General features: G+C 63.5%; 18 protein-coding genes. 15 read left to right on the top strand and 3 right to left on the bottom strand.

What is annotated here, in order from left to right; genetic code table 11:
* Positions 1–64: 64 nt before the first annotated feature.
* Both ABN482_RS06650 and ABN482_RS06645 read right to left on the bottom strand, forming a co-directional pair.
* Entirely contained in the window at positions 65–400 is a 336-nt protein-coding gene (locus tag ABN482_RS06650) for a hypothetical protein (RefSeq protein WP_349503246.1), read from the bottom strand.
* Positions 397–3,876, bottom strand: a complete 3,480-nt coding sequence (locus ABN482_RS06645) for a hybrid sensor histidine kinase/response regulator (protein WP_349503245.1) — start codon at positions 3,874–3,876, stop codon at positions 397–399. The genes ABN482_RS06650 and ABN482_RS06645 overlap by 4 nt, the downstream gene beginning before the upstream one ends.
* 237 nt (positions 3,877–4,113) lie before the next feature.
* On the opposite strand from ABN482_RS06645, the gene ABN482_RS06640 reads away from it, so the two are divergent.
* From ABN482_RS06640 to ABN482_RS06600, 9 genes are all read left to right on the top strand, one after another.
* Positions 4,114–4,626 carry a sigma-70 family RNA polymerase sigma factor gene (locus tag ABN482_RS06640; protein WP_349503244.1) on the top strand — a complete coding sequence of 171 codons (513 nt, stop codon included), beginning with the start codon at positions 4,114–4,116 and terminating at the stop codon, positions 4,624–4,626.
* 3 nt (positions 4,627–4,629) lie between these two features.
* Positions 4,630–5,646 (top strand): FecR domain-containing protein, encoded by a 1,017-nt coding sequence (locus ABN482_RS06635; RefSeq protein ID WP_349503243.1) that lies wholly within the window; start codon positions 4,630–4,632, stop codon positions 5,644–5,646.
* A 154-nt stretch (positions 5,647–5,800) separates the two neighbouring features.
* Complete coding sequence (locus ABN482_RS06630; RefSeq protein ID WP_502877254.1) at positions 5,801–8,269, top strand: TonB-dependent siderophore receptor; 2,469 nt, start codon at positions 5,801–5,803, stop codon at positions 8,267–8,269.
* A 7-nt stretch (positions 8,270–8,276) separates the two neighbouring features.
* Positions 8,277–9,500 carry an MFS transporter gene (locus tag ABN482_RS06625; protein ID WP_349503242.1) on the top strand — a complete coding sequence of 408 codons (1,224 nt, stop codon included), beginning with the start codon at positions 8,277–8,279 and terminating at the stop codon, positions 9,498–9,500.
* A 15-nt stretch (positions 9,501–9,515) separates the two neighbouring features.
* Positions 9,516–10,733 (top strand): ABC transporter substrate-binding protein, encoded by a 1,218-nt coding sequence (locus ABN482_RS06620; protein WP_349503241.1) that lies wholly within the window; start codon positions 9,516–9,518, stop codon positions 10,731–10,733.
* Entirely contained in the window at positions 10,717–11,793 is a 1,077-nt protein-coding gene (locus ABN482_RS06615; protein ID WP_349503240.1) for a FecCD family ABC transporter permease, read from the top strand. The genes ABN482_RS06620 and ABN482_RS06615 overlap by 17 nt, the downstream gene beginning before the upstream one ends.
* Entirely contained in the window at positions 11,787–12,548 is a 762-nt protein-coding gene (locus tag ABN482_RS06610; RefSeq protein ID WP_349503239.1) for an ABC transporter ATP-binding protein, read from the top strand. The genes ABN482_RS06615 and ABN482_RS06610 overlap by 7 nt, the downstream gene beginning before the upstream one ends.
* Before the next feature lie 126 nt (positions 12,549–12,674).
* The gene (locus tag ABN482_RS06605; RefSeq protein WP_349503238.1) at positions 12,675–13,319 is read left to right on the top strand and encodes a pseudouridine synthase; all 645 of its coding nucleotides are present in this window, start codon (positions 12,675–12,677) and stop codon (positions 13,317–13,319) included.
* 96 nt (positions 13,320–13,415) lie between these two features.
* Positions 13,416–16,277 carry a sensor domain-containing protein gene (locus ABN482_RS06600; RefSeq protein ID WP_349503237.1) on the top strand — a complete coding sequence of 954 codons (2,862 nt, stop codon included), beginning with the start codon at positions 13,416–13,418 and terminating at the stop codon, positions 16,275–16,277.
* Here ABN482_RS06600 and ABN482_RS06595 read toward each other — a convergent pair.
* Positions 16,165–16,500 carry a YbbN family protein gene (locus ABN482_RS06595; protein WP_109061911.1) on the bottom strand — a complete coding sequence of 112 codons (336 nt, stop codon included), beginning with the start codon at positions 16,498–16,500 and terminating at the stop codon, positions 16,165–16,167. The two genes, ABN482_RS06600 and ABN482_RS06595, sit on opposite strands and share 113 nt — an antisense overlap.
* Positions 16,501–16,907: 407 nt before the next feature.
* Between ABN482_RS06595 and trpB the strand changes: the two genes are divergently transcribed.
* The 6 genes from trpB to ABN482_RS06565 all read left to right on the top strand — a co-directional run bounded on the left by trpB (position 16,908) and on the right by ABN482_RS06565 (position 23,733).
* Positions 16,908–18,137, top strand: a complete 1,230-nt coding sequence (gene trpB, locus ABN482_RS06590; protein WP_349503236.1) for a tryptophan synthase subunit beta — start codon at positions 16,908–16,910, stop codon at positions 18,135–18,137.
* A 78-nt stretch (positions 18,138–18,215) separates the two neighbouring features.
* Complete coding sequence (locus ABN482_RS06585) at positions 18,216–18,485, top strand: YtcA family lipoprotein (protein WP_349503235.1); 270 nt, start codon at positions 18,216–18,218, stop codon at positions 18,483–18,485.
* Positions 18,486–18,491: 6 nt separating this feature from the next.
* On the top strand, positions 18,492–19,541 hold the full coding sequence (gene mdtN / locus ABN482_RS06580; RefSeq protein ID WP_349503234.1) for a multidrug transporter subunit MdtN: 1,050 nt from the start codon (positions 18,492–18,494) through the stop codon (positions 19,539–19,541).
* A 9-nt stretch (positions 19,542–19,550) separates the two neighbouring features.
* Complete coding sequence (locus ABN482_RS06575) at positions 19,551–21,407, top strand: FUSC family protein (RefSeq protein ID WP_349503233.1); 1,857 nt, start codon at positions 19,551–19,553, stop codon at positions 21,405–21,407.
* Positions 21,404–22,924, top strand: coding sequence for a TolC family protein (locus ABN482_RS06570; RefSeq protein ID WP_349503232.1), 1,521 nt, complete (start codon positions 21,404–21,406; stop codon positions 22,922–22,924). The genes ABN482_RS06575 and ABN482_RS06570 overlap by 4 nt, the downstream gene beginning before the upstream one ends.
* Positions 22,925–22,998: 74 nt before the next feature.
* Positions 22,999–23,733, top strand: coding sequence for a sulfurtransferase (locus ABN482_RS06565; RefSeq protein ID WP_349503231.1), 735 nt, complete (start codon positions 22,999–23,001; stop codon positions 23,731–23,733).
* Positions 23,734–23,743: the final 10 nt, after the last annotated feature.

Raw genomic sequence — 23,743 nt, 5'->3', positions numbered from 1 at the left:
TGTCCTTGATCTACTAGGTTTATTTACCTGTGCCGGGTGAGAAAGCCAAGGCGGACAGGCTGGATCATGGCTGTTCGATATCTATGCGGTAGCAATCGGGGCTGGACCACGAGATGACTTTATAGCTTCCGCAGTAAAGTCCCTGTTCCCTGTACAGCGCCATGACTTCGGAGGGGTACCACCCATATCCGAAGAGAAACAGAGCATCCATCTTGGCCAGCGTTGCCAGGATCTGGATCTTTTCAGCCTGATCGTGCGTGATCCTGACCATGCAATCGTTTTCGGCCCTGAACCCAAGGTGCTTCATTTCTGACAACAGACACTGGCCTTCGACCCTGATCCTGATTTTCTCTGCGGCAATGTCCTGCACGATGATGGTGTCTGGAGGTGTGGCGTTCATGCATCTATGCTTGTAGACGGCAGGTTTCGGCGCCGGCTGGCCTGCGCAGAGAGAAACGCCCGCAGCGAGGCCGGCTTGACCGGTTTGGTCAGTACCCGATAGCCTCGCGTGCGAGCGGCCTGCTTGACTTCGGCGCTGCCATCGGCCGTCAGGAGTGCTCCTTCTATGCCCGGACAACGCGCCGTGAGTGCGTCGAGGCTGTCGAGACCGTCAAGACGATCATGCAGGTGATAGTCCACCAGCAGCACATCGGGGCATTCCTGCATCAGTTCCAGCGCTTCGTCGATCGTGGTGGCGCAGATCGGTTCGATCTGCCATCGGCCAAGCAAGGCCCGCATGCCGGCCAGGATGTCGGGATCATTGTCCAGGCAAAGCACGCGCAGGCCATGCAGCGAGGCATCGACCGGCAGCACCGGGCGCTGGGTGTCGGCTGCCTGTATCACAGGAGGAGCAGCCACGGCAGGCACCGAGATAGAGAACATGCTGCCTTTGCCGACGACAGAGCGCGCGCCCAGCGCATGGTCAAGCAGCAGTGAAATGCGCTGGCAGATCGACAGGCCCAGGCCGAGGCCGCGGCCATCCCAGTCGAAAGGCTGTTCGAAACGATGGAACTCTTCGTAGATCTGCCGCAGGTGGTGCGCGGGAATGCCTGGACCGGTATCCCAGACCTGCAGGATGATCTGGTCGCCGCGTCGTCGTGCCGACAGGATGATCCTGCCTGTGCGTGTGTAGCGCAGGGCGTTGGCCAGGAAGTTCTGCAGTACCCGGCGCAACAGGCGCCGGTCACTGCGCACGAAGGTGGGGCGGGCATGGATGCGTATTCGCAGGCCGCGTCCGGTTGCCATCGGTACATACTGGTCGGCCAGTTGGCGCAGCATGGCGCTGACATCGAATTCGGACAGCTCCGGGCGCAATGCGCCCGCATCCAGGCGCGATACATCGAGCAGGCCGTCGAGCAGTTCTTCGGCGGCGCGCAGCGAGGTATCGACCCGTTCCGCCAGATGCCGGAGTTCCTCTGCCTCCTGGCTTTCCCGCATGGCCGAGGCGAAGAGCCGTGCGGCATTGATGGGTTGCAGCACATCGTGGCTGACGGCAGTCAGAAAGCGCGAGCGTGATTCGTGTGCCTGTTCGGCTTCGCGGGTGCGTTCGGCGACCCGCTGCTCCAGGGTTTCATTGATATCGCGCAGTTCACGCTCGACTCGCTTGTAGTCGGTGACATCGCTGTAGCTGGTGACGTAGCCGCCACCAGGCAGCGGGCGCCCGCGCAGTTCGATGACCTGGCCGGACTTGAGGGTGCGCTGGTAGATGTGGGGAGAGCCCGCCTGCATGAAGGCGATGCGCTTGCTGACCTCCTGCTCCATGTCGAGATCTGGGCGACCATCGCCGATCTTGCCGCTGGCGACGTTGTAGCGGATCAGGTCGGCTACCGAGCGGCCTACATAGAGCATGCCGGCCGGATAGTTGAACAGTTGCTGGTAGCGCTGGTTCCAGGCCATCAGGCGCATTTCGCTGTCGACCACGCTGACGCCCTGGTCGATATTCTCCAGCGTGGCCAGCAGGATGTCGCGGTTAAAACGCAGTTCCTGGCCGGCTTCGTCGAGCACGGCCACGACGGCGGCAATTTCCATGCCGGAACCCTGCAGGGCACTGGTCATGACCAGCCGTGCCGATGCCGCGCCCACGGCAGCGGCCAGCAGCAATTCGGTGAAGTGTACCCAGGCACGATCGGCGCGCTGATTGGGATCGAGCGGCTGATTGAAGACCTTGGCCTGGCGCTTGAAGGCGCGCAGGGCAGTCTTTTCGCCGACGATGCGTGCAGCCAGCGTCTGCAGGTCATGCACGCGCAGGGTGCCGTGCCACTGGCGCGATGTATGGGCGCGGCGGTCGGCATAGGGATCCAGGAATGGCTCTGCGCGCAGGCGCTCGGCCAGGCTGGGGCCCCAGCGTGCCGAAACCAGCAGCATGACGATGCTGTTGAGCAACAGCGACCAGAAGGTACCATGCGTGAGTGGATCCCAGCCATCGAGGCCGAATAACTGGTGGGGGCGCAGCCAGCCGATACCGAACGGGCCGTGAACCATCCAGCCGGGATCGAGCCAGCCGGCCTGGGTCAGGCTGGGCAGCAGCAGGGTGTAGGCCCAGGTGCCAAAACCGATCAGCAGGCCGGCCTCCACACCCTTGCGGCTGGCACCGTGCCAGTAGAGACCGCCGATCAGCCCGGGACCGAACTGGGCCACGGCGGCAAAGGACATCAGGCCGAACGAGGCCAGCGACGAATCGCCGCTGCCGGCGCTGGCACGGTAATAGCCATAGGCCACGGCCGCCAGGCCGAGAATGGACAGGCGCCGTACCCACAGCACGACCGAGGCCACGCTGCCCTGATGGGCCTGGGCCCATTTGCGGCGCAGCAGCATCGGCATGATGAGGTCGTTGCTGACCATGGTGGCCAGCGCCACGCTGACCATGATCACCATGCCGGTGGCTGCGGAAAAGCCGCCGATGTAGGCGATCAGCGCCAGCCAGGTCTCGCGCTGCGACAGCGGCAGCGCCAGCACGAAGCTGTCGGGGGCAACGACGCCGTGCGCACCGAACAGGGCGACGCCCGCGCTGGCAATCGGCAGGACCATCAGGCTGATGATGACCAGGTAGGCACCGAACAGCCAGCGGGCACGGCGGATGTCGCTGACATTGCCGCATTCGACAATGGCGACGTGGAACTGGCGGGGCAGGCAGATAATGGCGGCAAACGCCAGCAGGGTCTGGCCGACAAAACCAACCGGCGGCGTGGATTCGATCAGCGCACGGCTGGCAGAGACCAGGTCCAGCTCATGGCCGGAGAACCAGTGCATGGCGAACAGGCCGACCGCGACCAGCGCCAGCAGCTTGACCAGTGATTCGAAGGCGACGGCCAGCATCAGGCCGGGCCGGTGTTCGGTGGCATCGACCTGCCGGGTGCCGAACAGTATGGAAAAGAGCGCCATCAGCGCTGCCACGTAGAGCGCTGGATCACCGAACGTGGTGGACAGCATTTCGACGCCGCCCAGTACCCCCAGACTGATGGCGACGGCCTTGTATTGCAATGCCAGGTAGGGGATGGCGGCGATGATGGCGATCACTGCCACGATGGCCGCCAGGCGCTGGGAGCGGCCATAGCGCGAGGCGATGAAGTCGGCGATCGAGACGGTGTTCTGCGACTGGGCGATCAGGGCCAGCCGTTCTAGGATGCGCCAGCCGAACAGCATCATCAGGAAGGGGCCGAGATAGATCGGCAGGTAGCCGATGCCGTAGCGCACGGCCGAGCCGACCGCGCCGTAGAACGTCCATGACGAGCAGTACACCGCCATGGCCAGGCTGTAGACGGCCGGGCGCAGCCAGGGGCGCTGCGGATACAACGGATAGCGGTCGCCGATCCAGGCGACGGCAAAGAGCAGGGCGGCGTATCCCAGGGATGCCAGAACGACCCAGCCGGGCAGCATGCATGTTCTCCTCGACAGGCGGGTCATGCCCGCATGTTCTTGTTGTGATGTGATGCTTGGTTGTGTCGCCATTATCCACCAGCCTGAGGTTGCCTGCGTGATGCAGAAGGGGGGCAGAAGAGGAGGCATCGTCCGGGGGATGTGCTGCATATCTTGTTTTTGAAAAGAGTGATTTATAATAAAAATCAATCACGTTGATCTTCAAAGTCCTCTCTTTTCATTCGAGGCGCTGTCCTCATGTCTGCACCCGACGTCAATCCGCTGGATTTCCCCGCTTTCGAACGCCTCTATCGCGACCACCATGGCTGGCTGCGGACCTGGCTGCATGGCCGCATGGGTGGCAGCGCCGAGGCCGCGGATCTGGCGCACGACACCTTTGTCCGGGTGCTCAGCACGCGCCGCATGCCGGCGATGCCGGAGGATGGCCGGCGCTTTCTGACTCACATCGCCAAGGGCTTGCTGATCGACCATTGGCGTCGCCAGGATCTGGAGCAGGCCTGGCTGGAAACCCTGGCGGCCTTGCCAGAGGCCATGGCACCCTCGCCGGAAACACAGGCGTTGCTGCTGGAAGCACTGCATCGTATCGATGCCATGCTGCAGACCTTGCCGGCACGCACGCGGCGTGTCTTCATGCTGTCGCAGTTCGATGGCCTGACCTATGCCCAGATCGCGGCCGAAACAGGCCTGTCGCTGCCGACGGTCAAGCGTCATATGCGGTCGGCCTTTCTGGCCTGCCTGTCGGTGGGCTGAGTCATGCCGCGCAACGTGTCAGGCAATATGCCAGGCAAAACGACCGACATCGTCCCTGACCGCAAGGTGCTCGAACAGGCTGCCGACTGGATGGTATTGCTGCAGTCGGGTGAGGCCACGGCACGCGATCGCAGCCGCATCGAGCACTGGCGCAGCCAGAGCCCGCATCATGAGGCGGCATGGCAGCGGGCCGGGCAGATCATGGGCTTGCTGGGGGCCGTGCCTGGAGAACTGGCCGGCGAGACGCTGGGCCGGCTTGACCGCAAGGGGCGGCGTCGCATCGCACTCAAGCTGGCCGTGCTGATGGCGGCCGGGCCGCTGGCCTGGGCGGGCTGGCAGGGGCGTGACGGGATACGTGCACAACTGGCCGATGTCCAGACCGGTACCGGCGAGCAACGGACCCATACGCTGGCCGATGGCGGGACCGTCCTGCTCAATACCGGCAGTGCCGTCAATGTGGTCTATACAGACGAGATCCGGGCGCTCGAATTGCTGCGGGGCGAGATACTGGTGACGACCGCATCAGATCATGGCACGGCGGCACGGCCGTTCGTGGTGCGGACTGCCTATGGCGAGATCCGGGCGCTGGGGACCTGTTTCGACGTGGCTCTGACGGGTCGGGGTTGCCGGGTGGCCGTCTACGAGGGGACGATCAGTATCTCCAATGTGGCAGGAGAGGCAGCCGGGTTGCGGATCGAGGCGGGTTGGCGCGGGCAGGCCGATGGCAACCCTGCGGTCTGGTCACGGGAGCCGATGGCATCCGGCAATGATCGTCCCGCCTGGACGCGGGGCATGCTGCTGGCACAGGACATGCCGCTCGAGACCCTGCTGGGAGAATTGTCACGTTACCGCCCCGGCGTGATCCGCTGCGATCCTGCACTGGCGCAATTGCGTGTGTCGGGAGCCTTTCCCGTACTGGATAGTGACCGCAGTCTCAATCTGCTGGCTCAGACACTGCCGGTCCGTGTCGTGCGTATGACGCGCTACTGGATCAGGGTGGTGCCTGCCGCCCAGGTGTGAACGGGCTGGCAACTGTGTGCCCTGTCGATGTTGCGGCATGTGCAGTCATTTTTTGATCATAATTGCATAACGCACTGATACCTTTTTTCATTTCGTTCGGTATAGCTCATGAAGCGATGATTGCATCGCACGAAACCGGAGAAAAGGTAGCACCATGTCGTCATTCTTCCTTCCGTCTCATGCGCTGCCGGGCCATCGCGGCGTGTCTCGCACCCTGCTGGTGCGCCGGCAACCACTGGCCTGCGCCGTTCAGGCTGCCCTGGTCGGCATGCTGTTGCTGTCTGCCATGCCGCAGCAGGCCTCGGCACAGACAGCCGAAGCGGCGTCGGCTGCGCAGGCCGTGGATATCGCTGCAGGCCCGCTGGCCGATGTGCTGTCGCGTTTTGCTGCGCAGGCGGGGGTGGCCCTGTCGTTCGATCCGACGCAGGTGGCCGGTGTGCAGAGTCAGGGCGTGCGTGGTACGGTCACGCCCAGACAGGGCTTCGAACAGATCCTGGACGGTACCGGTTTTGATCTGGTGCAGCGTGGCGATGGTTATGGCCTGCGTCGCCTGCCACAGGCCCCCGGCGTGGAAACGCTCTCGACGATTTCGGTGACGGCGGCCGACCAGTCGCTGGATCTGCTGCCCCTGCCGTATGCCGGTGGCCAGGTGGCGCAGGGCGTGCGTCTGGGGGTGCTGGGCAATACTTCGAACATGAAGGCCCCGTTCAGCACGACCAGCTATACCGCAGAGGCCATCGGCAACCTGCAGGCCAATACGATCGCCGAGGCGGTCAATCGCGATCCCTCGGTGCGCTATACGGTGCTGCCGGGCGGTAATGTCGACAATCTGTATATCCGCGGCTTCCCGATCTGGGAGGGCAATTCGGGCGAGATCGCCTTCGACGGCATCTACGGCGTGGCACCCAACTACCGTGTCAGGACCGAATATGTGGAGCGCATCGAAGTCGTCAAGGGGCCGGGGGCGCTGCTGTTCGGCATGTCGCCCAATGGATCGGTCGGCGGGGTGATCAATATTGCGCCCAAGCGGGCGCTCGAGGACAGCGCCAGCCTGACCACGACCTACACTTCCGACAGCCAGTTCAAGGGGCACCTGGATGTAGGCCGGCGTTTCGGCGAGGACGAGGAGTTCGGTATCCGCCTCAATGGCAGTTACTACGGTGGTGATACCACGATGAAGCACCAGTCGGTCGAAGGCAATGTCGGCGCGCTGGCGCTGGACTATGCCGGTACCCGTTTCCGAGCCACGCTGGACCTGCTGTCGCAGAACGAACGGATCGATGCCACTGGCCGTCCCATCATGCTGGCAGGCAATTTCGACATGCCCGATGCGCCGGATGGCAAGATCAATGTCACCCAGCCCTGGGAGTGGTCGCGCAACCGCGAGCGTGCCGCATTGCTGCGTACCGAGTTTGACGTGACGGATTCCCTGTCGGTATTTGCCAACGTCGGCACGTCAGGTGCCAAGGTCTCGCGCGTATATGATTCCGCGCCACGTCTGATCAGTGCCTCCGGCGATACCCTGATCACGCCGACGTACGCAATCTTTGAAGTTGATCGTCGTACTTTCGACGGCGGCCTGCGCGCCCGCTTCGAGACGGGTTCGGTCAAGCATTCGGTGACCCTGCAGGCAAGCGCTTACCGTGAAGTGTTCGACCGTGCGCTCAACCCCGGTACGGCGGTGCAGTCCAATATCTATGATCCTGTCTACTACCCCGAACAGAATATTGCGCGGCCATCCGAGGTGCCGCGGATCCATGACAACCGCAATACCAGCCTGGCCCTGGTCGATACGATGACTCTGTTCGACGACACCCTGCAATTGTCGCTCGGGGTGCGTCGCCAGAAGATCAAGTCCACCAACTACAACGTGCTCAGCGGTGGCGGCTCCAGCGTCTATGACGAGAGCGTCACGACACCTGCCGTGGGCATCGTGGTCAATCCGTCGCGCAACTGGTCCCTCTATGCCAACTATATCGAGGGTCTGAGCAAAGGCGAGATTGCACCACCCGCCGCCAGCAACTACGGCGAGGTCATGGCCCCGTACAAGAGCAAGCAATACGAAATCGGCACGAAATACGATTTTGGCGACATGTTTGCCAGCCTGTCCCTGTTTCAGATCGAGAAGCCCAGCGGAGGGCTGAATCAGGGCGTGTTCTCGGTCAATGGCGAGCAGCGCAACCGCGGACTGGAGCTGTATGGCTATGGTGAGGTTCGGCCGGGCCTGCGGGTGCTGGGTGGCGTCACGCTGCTGCAATCCAAGATGACCAGTTCGGGCAATCCGGCGCTGGTGGGCAATCGTCCCATCGGTGTGCCGCGACTGATGGCCAACCTGGGTGTCGAGTGGGATGTACCCGTCGTGCCGCGCCTGACCCTGACCGGTGATCTGGTCCATACGGGGCGGCAGTACGTCAACCAGACCAACAGTGCGGAGATCCCGGCGTGGACCCGGTTTGACCTCGGTGCCCGCTATGTGGCCAGGATTGCCGGTCACACCACGACTTTCCGGGCGACGGTGCAGAATGTCGCCGACCGTGCTTACTGGGCCGGCGTGACATCGTGGGGCGCGGCGTCGCCTGCGACACCCAGGACCTTTGTATTGTCTGCCACGGTGGATTTCTGACCGAATCGTGAGGGCAGCTTCCGCGCTGACGCGGCGGATTATCGTGATCCAGTTCATTTCCATGGGAGCCATGGAAATGAGCAACCCATTCTGGCCCCTGTATCTGCAGGGACTGGTGCATGATCGCGCCCTGTTGTCGCTGGCCGGAGCAGGGGTCTACATCCTGCCGATGCTCGGTGTGGCACTGACCAGCATCTGGTGGGGGCGCGTGGGTGATCGGGTCGGGCACCGCTGGATGATGATCCGCGCACTGATCGGACTGGCGCTGACGCAACTGGCGCTGGCCTTCAGCAGCGGGGCGGTCGAAGTGCTCGTGCTGCGCTTCCTGCAGGGGGCGCTGGCCGGTTTCATCGCGCCAGCCCAGGCCTATTGCGCTGCATTGACACGCCGCAGGCAGCGCTATCGGCTGTTTGCCAGACTGCAGATCGCGACCAACGTCGGGTCGTTCCTGGGCGCGTTGGCGGGTGGTGCGCTGCTCGGCGTGGCACCGTTCTTCTGGCTGAATACGCTGGCGGCACTGGCCTGTACGGCCTGTGCGCTGGCCGTGGCCGTGTGCCTGCCGCCGCTGCAGGGGCGTGCACGCCTGCCGGCCTCTACCCGGTTGGCTGTACGGGCTTCCGGACACGCATCAGCAGATTTGGCAGGCCGTCAGGGTGAGGGTGTGCCAGGCTGGCTGCGTATCACGATCCTGGCTCTGGGTTTGCTGCTGGCCGCCAGAATGATCCTGCAACTGCCGCTGTCCCTGTATGCCGAGCAGGTATTGCAGTTTGCGCCCTGGCAGACAGGGCTCTCTTACGGACTGGTCGCATTGGGTTTCTGCGCAGGGGCGGGAGCCTGGGCACGCCATTTCGAGGGGCAGCAGGCCGTCGGCGTCATGCGTGTTCAGCGATGGCTGGCCTGGGGGCTGGCGCTGGTTGGCTGCGTGCTGGGGGTAGCCAGGGTGCCGGGATGGTTTTTTGCCGGCCAGTTCATAGTGGGCGTGCTGCTGGCGGCCACCACGCCGGTTCTGACAGGACTGGTGTCCCGGCATACGCCGGCCGGTCGGCAGGGGGCGGTGCTGGGACGGCTCCAGAGTGTATCCCAGTGTTGTTCGGTGGTCGGTGTCGCCTGCGGTGCCGGCCTGCTGTATGCCGGCGCGCTGGCAGATATCTATTTTTACGTGGCGGCGGCCTATCTGGTCGCATGGTGGGTGCTGCTGCGGGTGCGCCCGCCTGCGGTATCGGGTTCGTGATGGACGGAGGAAAGGATGATGCATGAATGGGCAGGCAGCAACTGGGGACGCCTGCTGGCAGGCATGGGGCTGTGGCTGGCGATGGGGTGGGGAGCGGTGCAGGCTGCTCCGGCATCTGTCGTACCGGCGTCGGCAGTTGAGGCCGGCACGGGGGGCGAAGACCGCATCGTCGTGACCGATGTGCTGGGGCGGCAGGTGGAGATCAGGCTGCCGGTGCGGCGCATTATCCTGGAGGAGGCGCGCCAGGCTTATGCCGTGGCCATGCTCGAGGGGGCTCGTCCTTTCGAGCGTATCGTGGGGTGGGGCGGCGACCTGGAGCAGGCCGACCCGGCGACCTATACGCAGTACCTCAAGATATTTCCAGAGATCCGAGAGATCCCGGTATTGGGACGGCTGGCCGATGCTTCGTTCAATCTCGAGCGCGCGGTGGCACTCAGGCCCGATGTGCTGTTTCTCAACATGGAGACAGCGCGCATTGCCGATGATGCCCGCTATCTGGAAACGCTGGACAGCCTCGGCATCCCGGTCGTGTATGTGGATTTTCGCCATCATCCCGAGCGCAACACAGAGCCCTCGCTGCGGTTGTTTGGCGACATCCTGGGGCAGCGTGCGCGCACGGAGGATTTCATCGCGTTCCGTGCTCGAGAACGTGCGCGTGTCACCGAGCGCCTCGCGCAGGCAGACGTGACGCAGCCGCGTGTGTTCATCGAAAGAATGGGAGGGTTCGCCGAAGAGTGTTGCTACAGCTTTGGCGATGAGAATATGGGCCATTATGTGGAAATGGCAGGAGGGCACAACCTGGCGGCTGAGGTACTGCCGGGTACCTTCGGACAGCTCAGTCCCGAACAGGTGCTGGCCATGTCCCCGGACGTCGTGCTGGTGACCAGTGCCGACTGGAGCGCCTTCCGCCCTGATGGCGACTGGATCCCGGTCGGGCCCGGCGCGGACGCGGTGCGAGCCCGGCAGGCTTTGGCACGTTATCTGGACAAATCCGCCTACAGCGGCTCGCCCGCTGTTGCGCAGCGCAGGTTCTATGCCATCTGGCACCAGTTCTACAACAGTCCCTACGACTTCGTCGCCGTACAGCAATTGGCCAAATGGCTGCATCCGGCGCTGTTCGAGGATCTGGATGTGGACGAGACATTCAGGACGCTGCACGCGCGTTTCCTGCCCGTGCCCTATGCGCCGGGCTATTTTGCCGCGCTGGAGGGAGAACATGACCATGCACACTGATTCGTCCCTTGGCAGGTCGCAGGCGAGTGGGCGTCATACCTATGGGCGCAGGGTCCATTTCAAGGTCGGGGTATTGCTGGCCTTGCTGGTGGCGCTGTGCCTGAGCCTGGTGGCCGATATCGGTTATGGCCCGACGCAGTTGTCGCTGTCCGAGGTGTTGCAGGCGATTGTGTCGCCGGATGGTGTAGAGCGCACTGTCCGGGTAGTGGTGTGGGACATGCGCCTGCCGATGGCGCTGATGGCCGTGCTGTGTGGTGCGGCGCTGGCACTGGCCGGCGCGCAGATGCAGACCATACTCGACAACCCGATGGCGAGCCCCTTCACGCTGGGGATCTCCGCTGCGGCCAGCTTTGGCGCTTCGCTGGGGATTGCCGCCGGGATCAGCCTGGTTCCGTTCGTGACGGCGCAGGTGGTGCCTGTCAACGCTTTCGTGATGGCCATGCTTTCTGCGGGTGTCATCCACCTGCTCAGTGTGCGTCGGCACGTGACCCGGGAAACGATCATTCTTTTCGGGCTGGCCATGGTGTTCATTTTCAATGCACTGCTGGCGATCGTGCAGTTCTTTTCCTCGGACCAGGCAGTGGCCGCAGTGGTGTTCTGGTCGCTTGGCAGCCTGACCAAGAGTACCTGGCCCAAGCTGGGGATCGTGTTGCTGTCGCTGGCGATAGCGGTCCCGTTCTTTGCCTGTCATGCCTGGAAACTGACAGCCTTGCGGCTGGGTGACCAGCGGGCTGCCAGCCTGGGGGTGAAAGTCGCCCGCCTGCGGCTGTACGTGCTGGTGATGGTCAGCCTGCTGGCAGCCTGCTCCGTGGCGGCGATCGGCACCATCGGTTTCATCGGTCTGATCGCGCCGCATCTGGCACGGCTGACCGTAGGCGAGGACCAGCGCTTTTTCATGCCGGTCGCCATGCTGTGTGGCGGCCTGATCCTGTCGCTGAGTTCGCTGGTGAGCCGGATGATCCTGCCGGGCGCAATTTTCCCGATCGGAGTGATCACGACCCTCATCGGCATTCCGTTTTTCATTGCACTGATCATGGACAGGAAGAGACAGGCATGGTGACGCTGACATTGGATCGGGTCGGGGCTGCCTATGGCCGGCAGACCATTCTGGAGGGGGTCTCCACGCCTGCGTTGCAGGGTGGTTCCCTGGTGGCGCTGGTCGGTGCCAATGGTGCAGGCAAGTCCACGCTGCTCAGGCGCCTGGCCGGCCAGCTCGACGGGCCGGGGTGTGTTGTGGCCGAGCATGATGGCCGGCCGGTCGAGGCGGCCCGGATCTGCTACATGCCGCAGGACACGACGCCGGAGGCACGCCTGACGGTCTATGAGTCGATGATCCTTTCACTCAAGAACCAGAGCCGAGGCTGGCGGGTCAGCAGTCATGAGCATGATGAAATCGAGTCCGTGCTGGCGATGCTGGGGATTGCCGAACTCGGCTTTCGTACCATGGCCGAATTGAGCGGCGGTCAGCGGCAACTGGCCGGCCTGGCCCAGGTGCTGGTGCGCCAGCCGCAGATCCTGTTGCTGGACGAACCCACCAGCGCACTGGATCTGCGCCGACAGATGCAGTTTTTCAAGCAGATCAGCCAGGTGATCGCGGCACGCAGCATGGTGTGCGTGGCGTCCCTGCACGACCTGAACCAGGTCATGCGGTTTGCCGAATGCGTACTGGTGCTGGAAGACCGGCAGCACAGCGTGTGCGGACACCCCGATGTGGTGCTGACGCCCGAGCGGCTGGCCCGGATCTACGGCATCGAGGCGCGCATCGAAAGCTGCTCGCGAGGGCAACGGCATGTCTTTGTGGATGACTGTAGCTAGGATGACTCCCCCTGGCTTCCCCTGCGCAGCGCCTTTTGATGTGAACCGGTGTCCAGTGGATGCTTCGGCCGGGAGTCGTTGCGGCCGGGTACACTGCAGGTCGTCCTGTCCTGTCCCGGTTTCCCCATGGTTGAATCTCGCCGTCAACGCCCTGCACGTTCTCGTTCACCTGCCGCGCCCGCTGCCCGGGGGCCGGTCGGCCAGGTTCGGCAGACGCTGGCTGCGCCGTCGCGCCTGATTCTGCTGAACAAGCCGTATGATGTCCTGACGCAGTTCAGCGATGACCAGGGGCGGCCCACGCTCAAGGATTTCGTGCCCGTGCCGGGGGTCTACCCTGCCGGGCGGCTTGACCGGGACAGCGAAGGCCTGTTGCTGCTCACCAACGATGGCCGTTTGCAGGCACGCATTGCCGACCCGCGGCACCAGATGGAGAAGACTTACTGGGCCCAGGTCGAGGGGCTGCCGACCGAGTTGCAGTTGCAGCAGCTGCGCGATGGCGTGGTGCTCAAGGATGGCCCGACGCGGCCGGCCAGAGCCCGCCTGCTGGATGCCCCGACACTGTGGCTGCGCGATCCCCCCATCCGTTTCCGCCAGCATATTCCGACCGCCTGGCTGGAACTGGTGATCACGGAAGGCCGTAACCGGCAGGTACGACGGATGACGGCGTCGGTAGGCTTGCCCACGCTGCGGCTGGTGCGGATGCGCATCGGCCCGTGGGCGCTCGATGACCTGCTGCCCGGACAATGGCGCGAGGTGCCTGGCCGGTTCTGAGCGGGCCGCTATCCCCATTCCTGATATGGGAATGCTTGTCATTTTTGTTGAAAAGCAATAAATTCCAATATTCTGTTGCTTTTTCAACTTTGCCCAATGAGTGATCCTTTGCTCGACGCGCAGCCGTTCGCCGCGTCATCGGTCACGGCTGGCATTCCGGGCGAGACCGGGTTCAGGCTTTTCTTCGAACGCAATCCCATTCCCATGCTGGTCCATGACCAGGATTCGCTGCGGCTGCTGGAGGTCAATCAGGCAGCTCTGGACCTGTACGGATATGGGCGGTCGGACTTCCTGATGCTGACCCTGCATGATCTCTGGCCCGGACAGGATATCGGGCAGGCACTGTATGGCGGTGTGCCTCCTGTTACGCCGAAGGCGGCAGATTCCGAGAGCCTGCGACAGCGACACTGCCGTGCCGATGGGACGCTTATCGATGTGGAGGTCATTGGCAGCCAGTTCGAACTGGCCAGGCGGCGTGTCCGATTGCTGTCACTGCGAGATATCACACGCCAGATCCGGGCCGGTCGGGAGATACTGCGTGTCGGTGGCGTCCAGCGCCTGTTGAGTGCCTGCAACGAAGCGCTGGTTCGTGTCGACTCCAGGGCTGATATGTTCCGGCAGGTGTGTGCGCTGGCCGTGCAGGTGGGCGGCTATCGGCTGGCCTGGGTCGGGCTGGCCCGTCCTGGGTTCGACAAGAGGCTGGAGCCGGTGGCGGCCGCAGGCGATACGCGTTATCTCGATGATGCCGTGGTTTCCTGGGGTGAGGGGATGGCAGGCCATTCGGTGCTGGCGCATGGTGTGATGACGGCAGGCGAGATCGGCGTGGCCGATGACCTGGCCAGGCAGACAGACATCGCCTGGCCGGAGCGTGCCCGCCGGTTTGGCCTGGCCAGTGCGATCTGCCTGCCGCTTTGCGAAGATGATCGTGTCATCGGCATGCTGGGCCTGTATTCTGCCGATCCTGTCCAGGCGGGCGAGGATGAGCGGCGTCTGCTGCAGACGCTGATGGATGATCTGGCATTCGGCATGGGGCGCATGCGTGCCCTTGAAGAGCAGCGGCATATCCAGTCGGCCATGCTGCAGGTGGCAGCAGCGGTGTCCTCGCATTCCGGCAGTGCCTTCTTCGAGCAGATGGTGCGGCACATGCTGGAGGTGCTGGGGGCGAAGGCGGGTTGCCTGGCACGTTGCCTGCCGCAGGGCGGTTTGCGTACCGTGGCCGCGATCGTCGAGGGACAGGCCTGCCCCGATCTCGAATGGCAGCCGGAGCGCATGGCATGCGGCAGCGGAGCGTGTCGGGTGCGCTGGATGATGGCGGGGCATGACCTGCCTGCCGGGACGATGCTGGGACAGTGCCATGCCCAGGCCTGCGTGGCCTACCGTGTCGAGGATGCCTCCGGGACGGCCATTGGGGTGCTTTATGCCATGCTCGACCACCAGCCCAAGCAGCACGACTTCATCGTATCGATCCTGCAGATATTTGCCGCCAGTGCGGCCAGCGAGATGCAGCGCCAGGAAGGGTTGAGGGAAATCCGCCAGATCGCCCTGCATGATGCCCTGACCGGCCTGCCCAACCGCAAGCATCTGATGGATATGCTGGAGCAGGCGCTGAACCGGGCGCGACACGAGCAGGGGGCGGGCGCACTGCTGTTCATCGACCTGGACAATTTCAAGACGATCAACGATACGCTGGGCCATGACAAGGGCGATCAGTTGCTGGCGCAGGCGGCCCGCCGGTTGCGTCAGTGTGTGCGCAGCGGCGACATGGTCGGGCGTCTGGGCGGGGACGAGTTCGTTGTGCTCCTGGAAGGGCTGGGTACAGTGCCGGCCCAGCTCAACCGCCAGGCCCGGCGCGTGGCACGCAATATCCTGTCGGCCCTGAGTGCGCCCTACCATATCGATGGCTATACCTACGAGAACAGCTCCAGCATCGGGGTGGCGGCGTTCCTGGGCGGGGGCGAAACGGTCGGTGAACTGATGAAGCAGGCCGACATGGCGATGTACCAGGCCAAGGCGGCAGGGCGCAATGGCGTGTGTTTTTTCGACCGTCGCATGCAGGCCGACATGATGGCCCGCGCCTTGCTCGAAATGGACCTGCGCCAGGCGCTGGCGCAGGAGGATTTTGCGCTCTATTACCAGCCTCAGTCGGACAGCCTGGGGCAGGTCACCGGCGTCGAGGCGCTGGTGCGCTGGCGGCATGCCCGTATGGGCCTGGTATCGCCGCTGCAATTCATTCCCGTGGCGGAAGAAACCGGGCTGATCGTCCAGTTGGGCCAGTGGATACTGCAGTGGGCCTGCGAGCGCCTGGCGGCATGGGCGAGCTCCCCGGAAACGGCGCGGCTGACCATGTCGGTCAATATCAGCGCCCGTGAATTTCGTCATCCCAGGTTTGTCGAGCAGGTGCAGGAGACGTTGCTGCGGACAGGTGCCGATCCATCGCGCCTGAAGCTGGAACTGACCGAAAGCCTGATGGTGGAGGATATCAAGGGCACCATTGCCAAGATGGAGTCCCTGCGGAAACTGGGTATCGGCTTTGCCCTGGATGATTTCGGCACGGGTTATTCATCGCTGTCGTATCTCAAGCGCTTGCCGCTCGAGCAGATCAAGATAGACCGCTCGTTCATCCTGGATGCGACCCTGAGCCGGACCGGGGGAGCTATCGTGCACAGCATTTTCCAGCTGGGCCGGGATCTCGGCCTGACGGTGGTGGCCGAGGGGGTGGAGAACGAGACGCACCTGGATTTCGTGCTCAAGCACGGGTGCGAATGCTATCAGGGCTATTTTTTCAGTGCACCACTGCCCGAAAGCGCGCTGCCGGCCTTCCTGGCCATGCATGGGGTGAGGGCGGTCAGGGCAGTTCGGCAGGGTAATTGCTTTCCGCCAGCGCCAACTGACGGCGGATATCCCATGACTCCAGCCGTGCGTCGACCGGCCCGTAGAACACGCCGTCGCGGGCCATGAACATGCTGGGCAGGTGGAAAACCTCGTAGCGCTGCACCAGGCCGCCATTGTCGCCGGCATCGATCCAGCACAGCCAGTCTACCGGCAGGTTCATCTGCGGCAGCTGTTCGCGGGCAAGCTGGCAGTTGCCGCAGGTGCGACTGTAAAAGACCAGCAGGCAGGTGCCTGGCGTGTCCAGCAGAAAACGGTCTGCCGTGCCATCGTCGAGTTCGGTTTCTTGCATGTCGGCTGCCCCTGGCGGCGAGGAATGTGTGGCGGGCATCATAGCGGCAGATGCGCTTCGGGCCAAGAAGGTCGTTACCCGGTTCTCAAGCGTGCGGTTTTGTATTAATCTGGACAGGTCGCTCTTTCCTGACAGATATCGCATTGGTCACTGCCACCAACAAACGTCATCTCTCGCCGCGACTCTCGTGGTGGGTACGCATCGGCAAGCGCGAGCGCTGGCCGTTTTCCCTGCGCCCTTGAGCGGCCCGGGTGGTTCTCGCTGACCACCGATCTCTGCTGTCCTGCATGCAATGATGATGCCCTGCACAGTATGTGCGGGCCAGACTTCTGCCGCGTGCCGGACGTATCTGCATCAGCCTTCCACCCGCCTGTGCGCGGAGGATGAACGCTATGGAAAGTCCCATCATGAATCACGTCCACGCCAATCCTGTTTCCTGCCTGCCCGACGAGGCCGGCCATTTCGGTCGCTATGGCGGCAGCTTCATCGGCGAAACCCTGGTCCCGGCCGTCGCGCAGTTGCGCGAGGCCTACCTGCACTATCGCGACGATCCCGCATTCCGCGCCGAATTTGAATATGAGCTGGCCCACTATGTCGGCCGCCCGACGCCGATCTACCATGCACGGCGGTTGAGCGAGCAGGCCGGGGGCGCGCAGATTTTCCTCAAGCGCGAGGACCTGAACCATACCGGCGCGCACAAAATCAACAATGTGATCGGGCAGGCCATGCTGGCCAGACGCATGGGCAAGCCGCGCATCATTGCCGAAACAGGGGCGGGTCAGCACGGCGTCGCCACGGCCACCATCTGTGCACGTTATGGGCTTGAGTGCGTGGTCTACATGGGCAGCGAGGATGTGCGCAGGCAGCGGCCCAATGTCGAGCGCATGCACCTGCTGGGGGCTACCGTGCGGGCGGTCGATTCCGGCAGTCGCACACTCAAGGACGCCATGAACGAAGCCATGCGCGACTGGGTGACGAATGTCGACGATACCTTCTACCTGATCGGCACCGTCGCCGGCATGCATCCCTACCCGATGATGGTACGCGACTTCCAGAGCGTGATCGGCCGCGAATGCCTGACACAGATGCCGTCGTTGCTGGCGGAGCTGGGCATGGGCCGACGCCAGCCCGATGTCGTGGTGGCCTGCGTGGGCGGTGGCAGCAATGCGATGGGTATTTTCCATCCCTACATCGATCAGCCGGATGTCCGTCTGGTGGGGGTCGAGGCAGCCGGACTGGGGCTCGACAGTGGCCGGCATGCTGCGTCCATCCTGCGTGGCAGTCCCGGTGTGCTGCACGGCAACCGTACCATGGTGTTGCAGGATGCACATGGGCAGGTCGTCGAGACGCACAGCATCAGCGCAGGGCTGGATTATCCCGGTGTCGGGCCTGAGCATGCCTGGCTGCATGAAACGGGGCGCGCCGAATATGCCGGGGCAACCGACGAGGCCGCGCTGGATGCATTCCAGCGCCTGTGCCGCGTCGAGGGGATCATTCCTGCGCTGGAATCCAGTCACGCCGTGGCCCATGCCCTGGCACTGGCACCGTCGATGCGCCGGGACCAGGTCATCCTGGTGAACCTGTCCGGGCGTGGCGACAAGGATATCGATACGGTATCGGCTGCGCTGGCGCGATAGGGGCGGAACGGAAATTACCTGAAAATTCAGGTCATAATATGTGAAGACTTCCGATATCTGCAAAAGGATGAATACCGCATGCATGTGCGCAGTGCTTTGATGGCGGTGATGACCGCATGTCTGCTGACGGGCTGCGGTACCCCGCGTGCCGGGGAATTCCTGCTGTTCGGCTCGTATTTCCCGGCCTGGCTGGTGGGAACGGCGCTGGGCATTCCCCTGACTTTCCTGGTGCGCTGGGTGCTGGTACGGACTGGCATCGATGACCAGTTGCCGCTGCGGCTGCTGGTCTATGTCTGCCTGACCGTACTGTTCGCCATGGCCTTCGCCTATGCCTATTCTCCCCGTTGATCCCACATGACGACTTCTGCCCAGCGATCTTCCAAGCGTCCTGCAGCCATTGCCGTTGCGGTCCTGTTCATCGGTCTTACCCTGATCGCCGCCATTGCCTACCTGCGGCATGACGAACTCAATCCGCTGTCCGAGGATGCAGCCTTGCAGGCCAATATCGTGCATATCAGCGCGGCCGTGCCCGGGCAGTTGATCGAGCTCGCGGTCGAGGAGGGCGCGCGCGTCAAGCGTGGCGATCTGCTGTTCCGGCTGGATCCGACGGTTTACGAACTGCAGTTGCAGCAGGCCGAGGCCGGGCTGGAAATGGCGCAGGCCGTATTGTCCACGCGAGGTCGCCAGATTCGCGCCGAGGCGGCCAATGCGGCGATTGCCGATGAGCAGATCGCGCGGGCCCGCACCAACCTGGAACTGGCCGAACGAACCTTGCGTCGTTTGCAGCCCCTGGCGGCCAAGGGTTATGTGCCGCAGCAGCAACTGGACACGGCCGCGACGGCAGAACGCGATGCCCGCATCAGCCTGACGCAGGCATTGTCGCAGGCCGAGGCAGCCCGCGAACTGGTCGGTGAAATGGAAGCGGCCGAAGCCGCCGTGATGCAGGCCCAGGCCACGCTGGGCCTGGCCCGCAAGGCCCTGGCCGATACCGAGGTGCATGCCCTCAACGATGGGCTGGTGGTGGGCCTGCTGGTGTCGCCCGGCGAGCGTCTGGCACCCGGGCAATCTCTCTTTACCCTGATCAATTCCGAGCGCTGGTATGCCACGGCATTCTTTCGCGAGACCGACCTGCTGGCCATTCGTGGGGGCAATTGCGCGGTGGTCTACACCATGATTGATCCGACCCGTCGTATCGAGGGACGGGTCGACAGCATCGGCTGGGGGGTCAACAACGAAGACATGATTTCCCTGCCGCGTGCCTTGCCCTATGTGCAGAAATCCCTCAACTGGGTACGTGTCGCGCAGCGTTTTCCTGTACGCATCCTGCTGCAGGATCCGCCCGAGGACCTGATGCGCATGGGGGCTTCGGCCACGGTGGCGGTACGACCTGGCGTGGATTGCTGAGGCCGCACGGTGCCGCACGCGATCTGGGAGATCCTCAAGAAAGAGCTGGCACCGTTTGACGGCCGGCTGGCCACGGCCTGGCGGGTTGCGGCCATCTGCATGCTGGCATCGTCGATCTTCATGATCTACCAGTTGCCACTGGTGGCGATCGGCTGCTACCTGATCCTGTTCGTGATGAAGCCGAACACAGGCGAAAGCATGCTGATGGGGCTGGGGATCTGTGTGCTGGTCTCCATCGTGGTCGGCATCATGTTCATCCTGATGCGCTGGACCATCGACAGCCCGATGATGCACATGGTGGTGCTCGCCCTCAGTTCCTTTCTCTTTCTGTACCTGGGGGCCGCCAGCCCGCTCGGGCCGGTCGGCAACATCATCGCGCTGGTCATGGGCTTCATCATGTCTTTGCTGGGCATGGTGCCGCTGGGCGAGGTGGCAACGCGGGCATTGCTGTATGCATGGCTGATGGCGCTGGTGCCCATGGCAACGCTGGTGGCCTTTTGCGCGGCCTTTGGCCGGTCGCCGCTGAGGCTCGTGCGGACTGAAATAGCCGAGCGGCTGCGCATCGTGGCGGCGGTGTTGCAGGCAGGAGCGGATACCGACCCGCCTGTGCCGACATCTGGTGCCCAGGACGAAACGGCCCGGCCGCGCCTGCTGGAGCGCATCCGGGAAGGCAATGAGTCGATCGGCAAGGCCATGCTGTTCGTCCAGTTGTTCCACCTTTCCTCGAGCAAGGAAATACGCCTGCTGGCCGATGCGATCAGGAGTACCTATGCCTTGATGGTGGCTGCTGCTGCATTGCCTTCCGATGCGGCTGCCGATACCTGGCGGTTACGCCAGGGCGAGCGTTGCCTGATGCTGGCTGCGGCAGTACAGGCAGGCGATGTGCGCACTCTGGCAGCGCAGCAGGTCGAGGACACCGCGGCGGCGACCGATCCGGCCGGGGCGCTGGCTGGCATGCTGGCTGCCTTTCCGGTGGTGCCGGGGGCGGAGCAGCACAAGGTGAAAGAACCGTCGGCAGGCTTTTTCTTTGCCGATGCGTTGACCAATCCGGAATACACCCGCTTTGCCCTGAAAACGACATTGGGTGCCATCTTCTGCTATCTGGTCTATACCGCATTGCAGTGGCAGGATATCCATACGGCCATGATCACCTGCTATATCGTGGCCCTGGGCTCGACCGGAGAAACGGTGCACAAGCTGACTCTGCGCATCATCGGCTGCCTGATCGGTGCACTGATGGGCGTACTGTCCATTCTGCTGCTGATGCCGCAGATGACCTCGATCGGCGAATTGATGCTGCTGGTATTTGTCGGCATCCTGTGCGCAGCCTGGGTGTCGAGCGGCTCGGAGCGTATCGCCTATGCCGGTGTGCAGGTGGGGCTGGCATTTCTGCTGACGGTCCTGCAGGGGTTCGGCCCAAAGGTCGAACTGTCGGTCGCCATGGACCGAACGATTGGTATCCTGCTCGGCAATGTGGTCATGTATGTCCTGTTTACCCGCGTCTGGCCGGTGAGTGCGGCCCGGCTGGCCGAGCGCAAACTGGCTGCCGTGATCGAGGCGACGGCATTGCGCTGCAGCGATGTGGACTATGGTCCCTGGCGATTGCGTGCCTATGCCGACAGTGCCCTGGCCCAGATTGCCGCTGCGCGCGAACAACTGGTCATGTCCCATTTCGAACCCGCCAGCGTGCATCCCGGCCGTGAGCGCCTGCAGCGCCTGCATGCACTGGCTGACGATCTGGAACAAACCTATGTCGCGCAGACCTTTCCTGCCCGGCAGCCCAAGACGGCCAGTGCCGCATCCCGGGAGGATGCCATGGCAAAACTGGCCGGGTTCAGGCAGACACTGACAATGAGCCCTGCATGATGACGATATACAAACTCCTGCCTGTCACGCTGCTGCTGGCCGGCTGCGCCGGGCAGGCGCTCGATCGCGCACCTGCCAGCTCCGACCGACCCTGGCACGGTACCGCACCCGACGGGATCAGTCAGGAAGTCAGCGAGGCACCTGTCGATGGCTTTGGCGTGCCCTATATCCGGGCACTCAGCCAGCCGGCATCCGGGCAGGCCGCAATCCCCTTGCAGGAGGGGGCCTACGATCTGGCGCAGCTCATCGACCTGGCTCAGCGTGAAAATCCCCAGACCCGGCAGGCCTGGAACCATGCCCGCGAAGCAGCGCTGGCCACCGGCCTGGTCGAGGCGACTTTCCTGCCTCAGTTGTCGGCCAATGTCCTGACCGGGCAGCAGCGTACCCGTCGGCCTTTGCCGACCGATATTGCCGGTATCAGCGATATCGATACCAAAGTGCAGGGGACCGTACCATCATTGGCACTGGGGTGGTTGCTGTTTGACTTCGGGCAGCGTGCAGCGCTGCTTGAAGGGGCCGAGCAGCTTTCATTTGCCGCCAATGTCCTGTTCAACGGCATCCATCAGAAGGTCATCCGGGATGTCACTGACCAGTATTACCAGTACGAAGCCGCCCGCAGCCGTACCCGGCTGGCCCACGAGGCGCTTGCCAACCAGAAGGCAGTCGAGGCGGCCGCTGCCGCCCGGCTGCGTGCCGGCGTGGGAACCACGGTCGAGCTGGCCGTGGCCAGGCAGGCTGTTTCCCAGGCACAGTTCCACCTGGTCAACAGCGAAGGCCTGGAGCGCAACATCTACCTGGCCCTGCTGGGGGCCGTGGGTCTGCCGCCCATGACGCGCATTGAGGTGGCTGCGCCGTCGCTGCGCACCCTGCCGGGGCCGGAAAGTGCCCTGACCCAGGAGGCGCTGGATATGGCTATCGCACGGCGTCCGGACGTCGTTGCAGCGTATGCCGCAGCCAAGGCTGCCGAAGCAGGGATACGCGCAGCCGAGGCTGAGTTTCTGCCCAAGGTCTACCTGGGGGCCGTGGCCTCGCACAGCCGCACCAGTTTTGACGTGCGCGGCCTGCCGACCCTGAGCCAGCAGGCCACCTCGCGTGGTGTACTGCTGGGGGTGTCGCTGCCGCTCTACGATGGCGGGCTGCGGCGTACCCAGCTGCAGCGGGCCGAGATTCGCCATGAGTCTGCGCGTGAGACACTGCAGACGTTGCAGCGCGATGCGGTGCGCGAGATGGTCGCGGCCGAAACCATGCTGAACTCGGCATTGCAGGGGCACCAGGCTGCCGATGACCTGGTGCGTACCGCGCAGACGGCCTACGATGCCGCGCTGGCGGCCTTCGAGTCAGGGGTTGGCACCATCACGCTGGCGACCGAGATGGCGACCCGCCTGCTCGAAGCCCGCCAGGCGCGTGCCGATGCCTACAGCATGGCTCTGGTGACAGCCGCCAACCTGGCGTTTGCCACCGGTGCCATGATCCATCCCCAGGAAGACTGGTTGCCGGCCGCCGACGCAGTCAGGTAAATTCTGCGGTGCACGGGAGTGTGGCGGTGCCTCTGGCATAAAATGGGGTATCGTCAATTTCCGGCTGTGCATCCGTGTCTTCCGTCGTCAATATCTCCGCCTATAAATTCATTACGCTCGGCGACCTGCCGGTTTTGCGCGAAACCCTGCTCGAACATACTCACCAGCATGGTCTCAAGGGCACGATCCTGCTGGCCGAGGAAGGCATCAACCTGTTCCTGGCCGGGGCTCAGGAAGAACTGGATGCTTTCGTGGCATGGCTGCGCAGCGATACCCGCTTTGCAGATATGGAGCCCAAGTACAGTTGGTCGGATACGCAGCCGTTCGGCAAGATGCTGGTCAAGATCAAGCGCGAAATCATCCGCATGAATCACCCGTCGATCCGCCCTGAAAATGGCCGTGCCCCGGTGGTCGATGCGCCGACGCTGGCGCGCTGGCTGGCGGCAGGCCAGGATGATGCCGGCCGCGAGGTCGTCATGCTCGATACCCGCAATGATTTCGAGGTCGATGCCGGCACGTTTGAAAACGCGGTGGACTGGCGGCTCGAAAAATTCTCGCAGTTTCCCGATGCCCTGCAGGCGCACCGCGCCGACTTCGAGGGCAAGACCGTGGTCGGTTTCTGCACGGGCGGTATCCGCTGTGAAAAGGCAGTGATCTACATGCAGGAAATCGGCATGGAAAATGTCTACCAGCTCGAGGGGGGCATCCTCAAGTATTTCGAATTGGCAGGCGGGCAGTCCTACCAGGGCAACTGTTTTGTCTTTGACGAGCGCGAGACGCTTGATGCCGGGCTGGCACCTTCCCGTTGACCCGCGCTAT

This window comes from Corticimicrobacter sp. (assembly GCF_040137905.1).
Classification (GTDB): Bacteria; Pseudomonadota; Gammaproteobacteria; order Burkholderiales; family Burkholderiaceae_B; genus Corticimicrobacter.
Note: the sequence above shows the minus strand (reverse complement) of the source record. Positions and strands in the feature narration are given on the sequence as shown.

Excerpts from the sequence above, each read along its gene's own strand:
- ABN482_RS06650 (WP_349503246.1), bottom strand. The coding sequence starts at position 400 with ATGAACGCCACACCTCCAGACACCATCATCGTGCAGGACATTGCCGCA.
- ABN482_RS06645 (WP_349503245.1), bottom strand. The coding sequence starts at position 3,876 with ATGCTGCCCGGCTGGGTCGTTCTGGCATCCCTGGGATACGCCGCCCTG.
- ABN482_RS06640 (WP_349503244.1), top strand. The coding sequence starts at position 4,114 with ATGTCTGCACCCGACGTCAATCCGCTGGATTTCCCCGCTTTCGAACGC.
- ABN482_RS06635 (WP_349503243.1), top strand. The coding sequence starts at position 4,630 with ATGCCGCGCAACGTGTCAGGCAATATGCCAGGCAAAACGACCGACATC.
- ABN482_RS06630 (WP_502877254.1), top strand. The coding sequence starts at position 5,801 with ATGTCGTCATTCTTCCTTCCGTCTCATGCGCTGCCGGGCCATCGCGGC.
- ABN482_RS06620 (WP_349503241.1), top strand. The coding sequence starts at position 9,516 with ATGATGCATGAATGGGCAGGCAGCAACTGGGGACGCCTGCTGGCAGGC.
- ABN482_RS06615 (WP_349503240.1), top strand. The coding sequence starts at position 10,717 with ATGACCATGCACACTGATTCGTCCCTTGGCAGGTCGCAGGCGAGTGGG.
- ABN482_RS06610 (WP_349503239.1), top strand. The coding sequence starts at position 11,787 with ATGGTGACGCTGACATTGGATCGGGTCGGGGCTGCCTATGGCCGGCAG.
- ABN482_RS06605 (WP_349503238.1), top strand. The coding sequence starts at position 12,675 with ATGGTTGAATCTCGCCGTCAACGCCCTGCACGTTCTCGTTCACCTGCC.
- ABN482_RS06600 (WP_349503237.1), top strand. The coding sequence starts at position 13,416 with ATGAGTGATCCTTTGCTCGACGCGCAGCCGTTCGCCGCGTCATCGGTC.
- ABN482_RS06595 (WP_109061911.1), bottom strand. The coding sequence starts at position 16,500 with ATGCAAGAAACCGAACTCGACGATGGCACGGCAGACCGTTTTCTGCTG.
- trpB (WP_349503236.1), top strand. The coding sequence starts at position 16,908 with ATGAATCACGTCCACGCCAATCCTGTTTCCTGCCTGCCCGACGAGGCC.
- ABN482_RS06585 (WP_349503235.1), top strand. The coding sequence starts at position 18,216 with ATGCATGTGCGCAGTGCTTTGATGGCGGTGATGACCGCATGTCTGCTG.
- mdtN (WP_349503234.1), top strand. The coding sequence starts at position 18,492 with ATGACGACTTCTGCCCAGCGATCTTCCAAGCGTCCTGCAGCCATTGCC.
- ABN482_RS06570 (WP_349503232.1), top strand. The coding sequence starts at position 21,404 with ATGATGACGATATACAAACTCCTGCCTGTCACGCTGCTGCTGGCCGGC.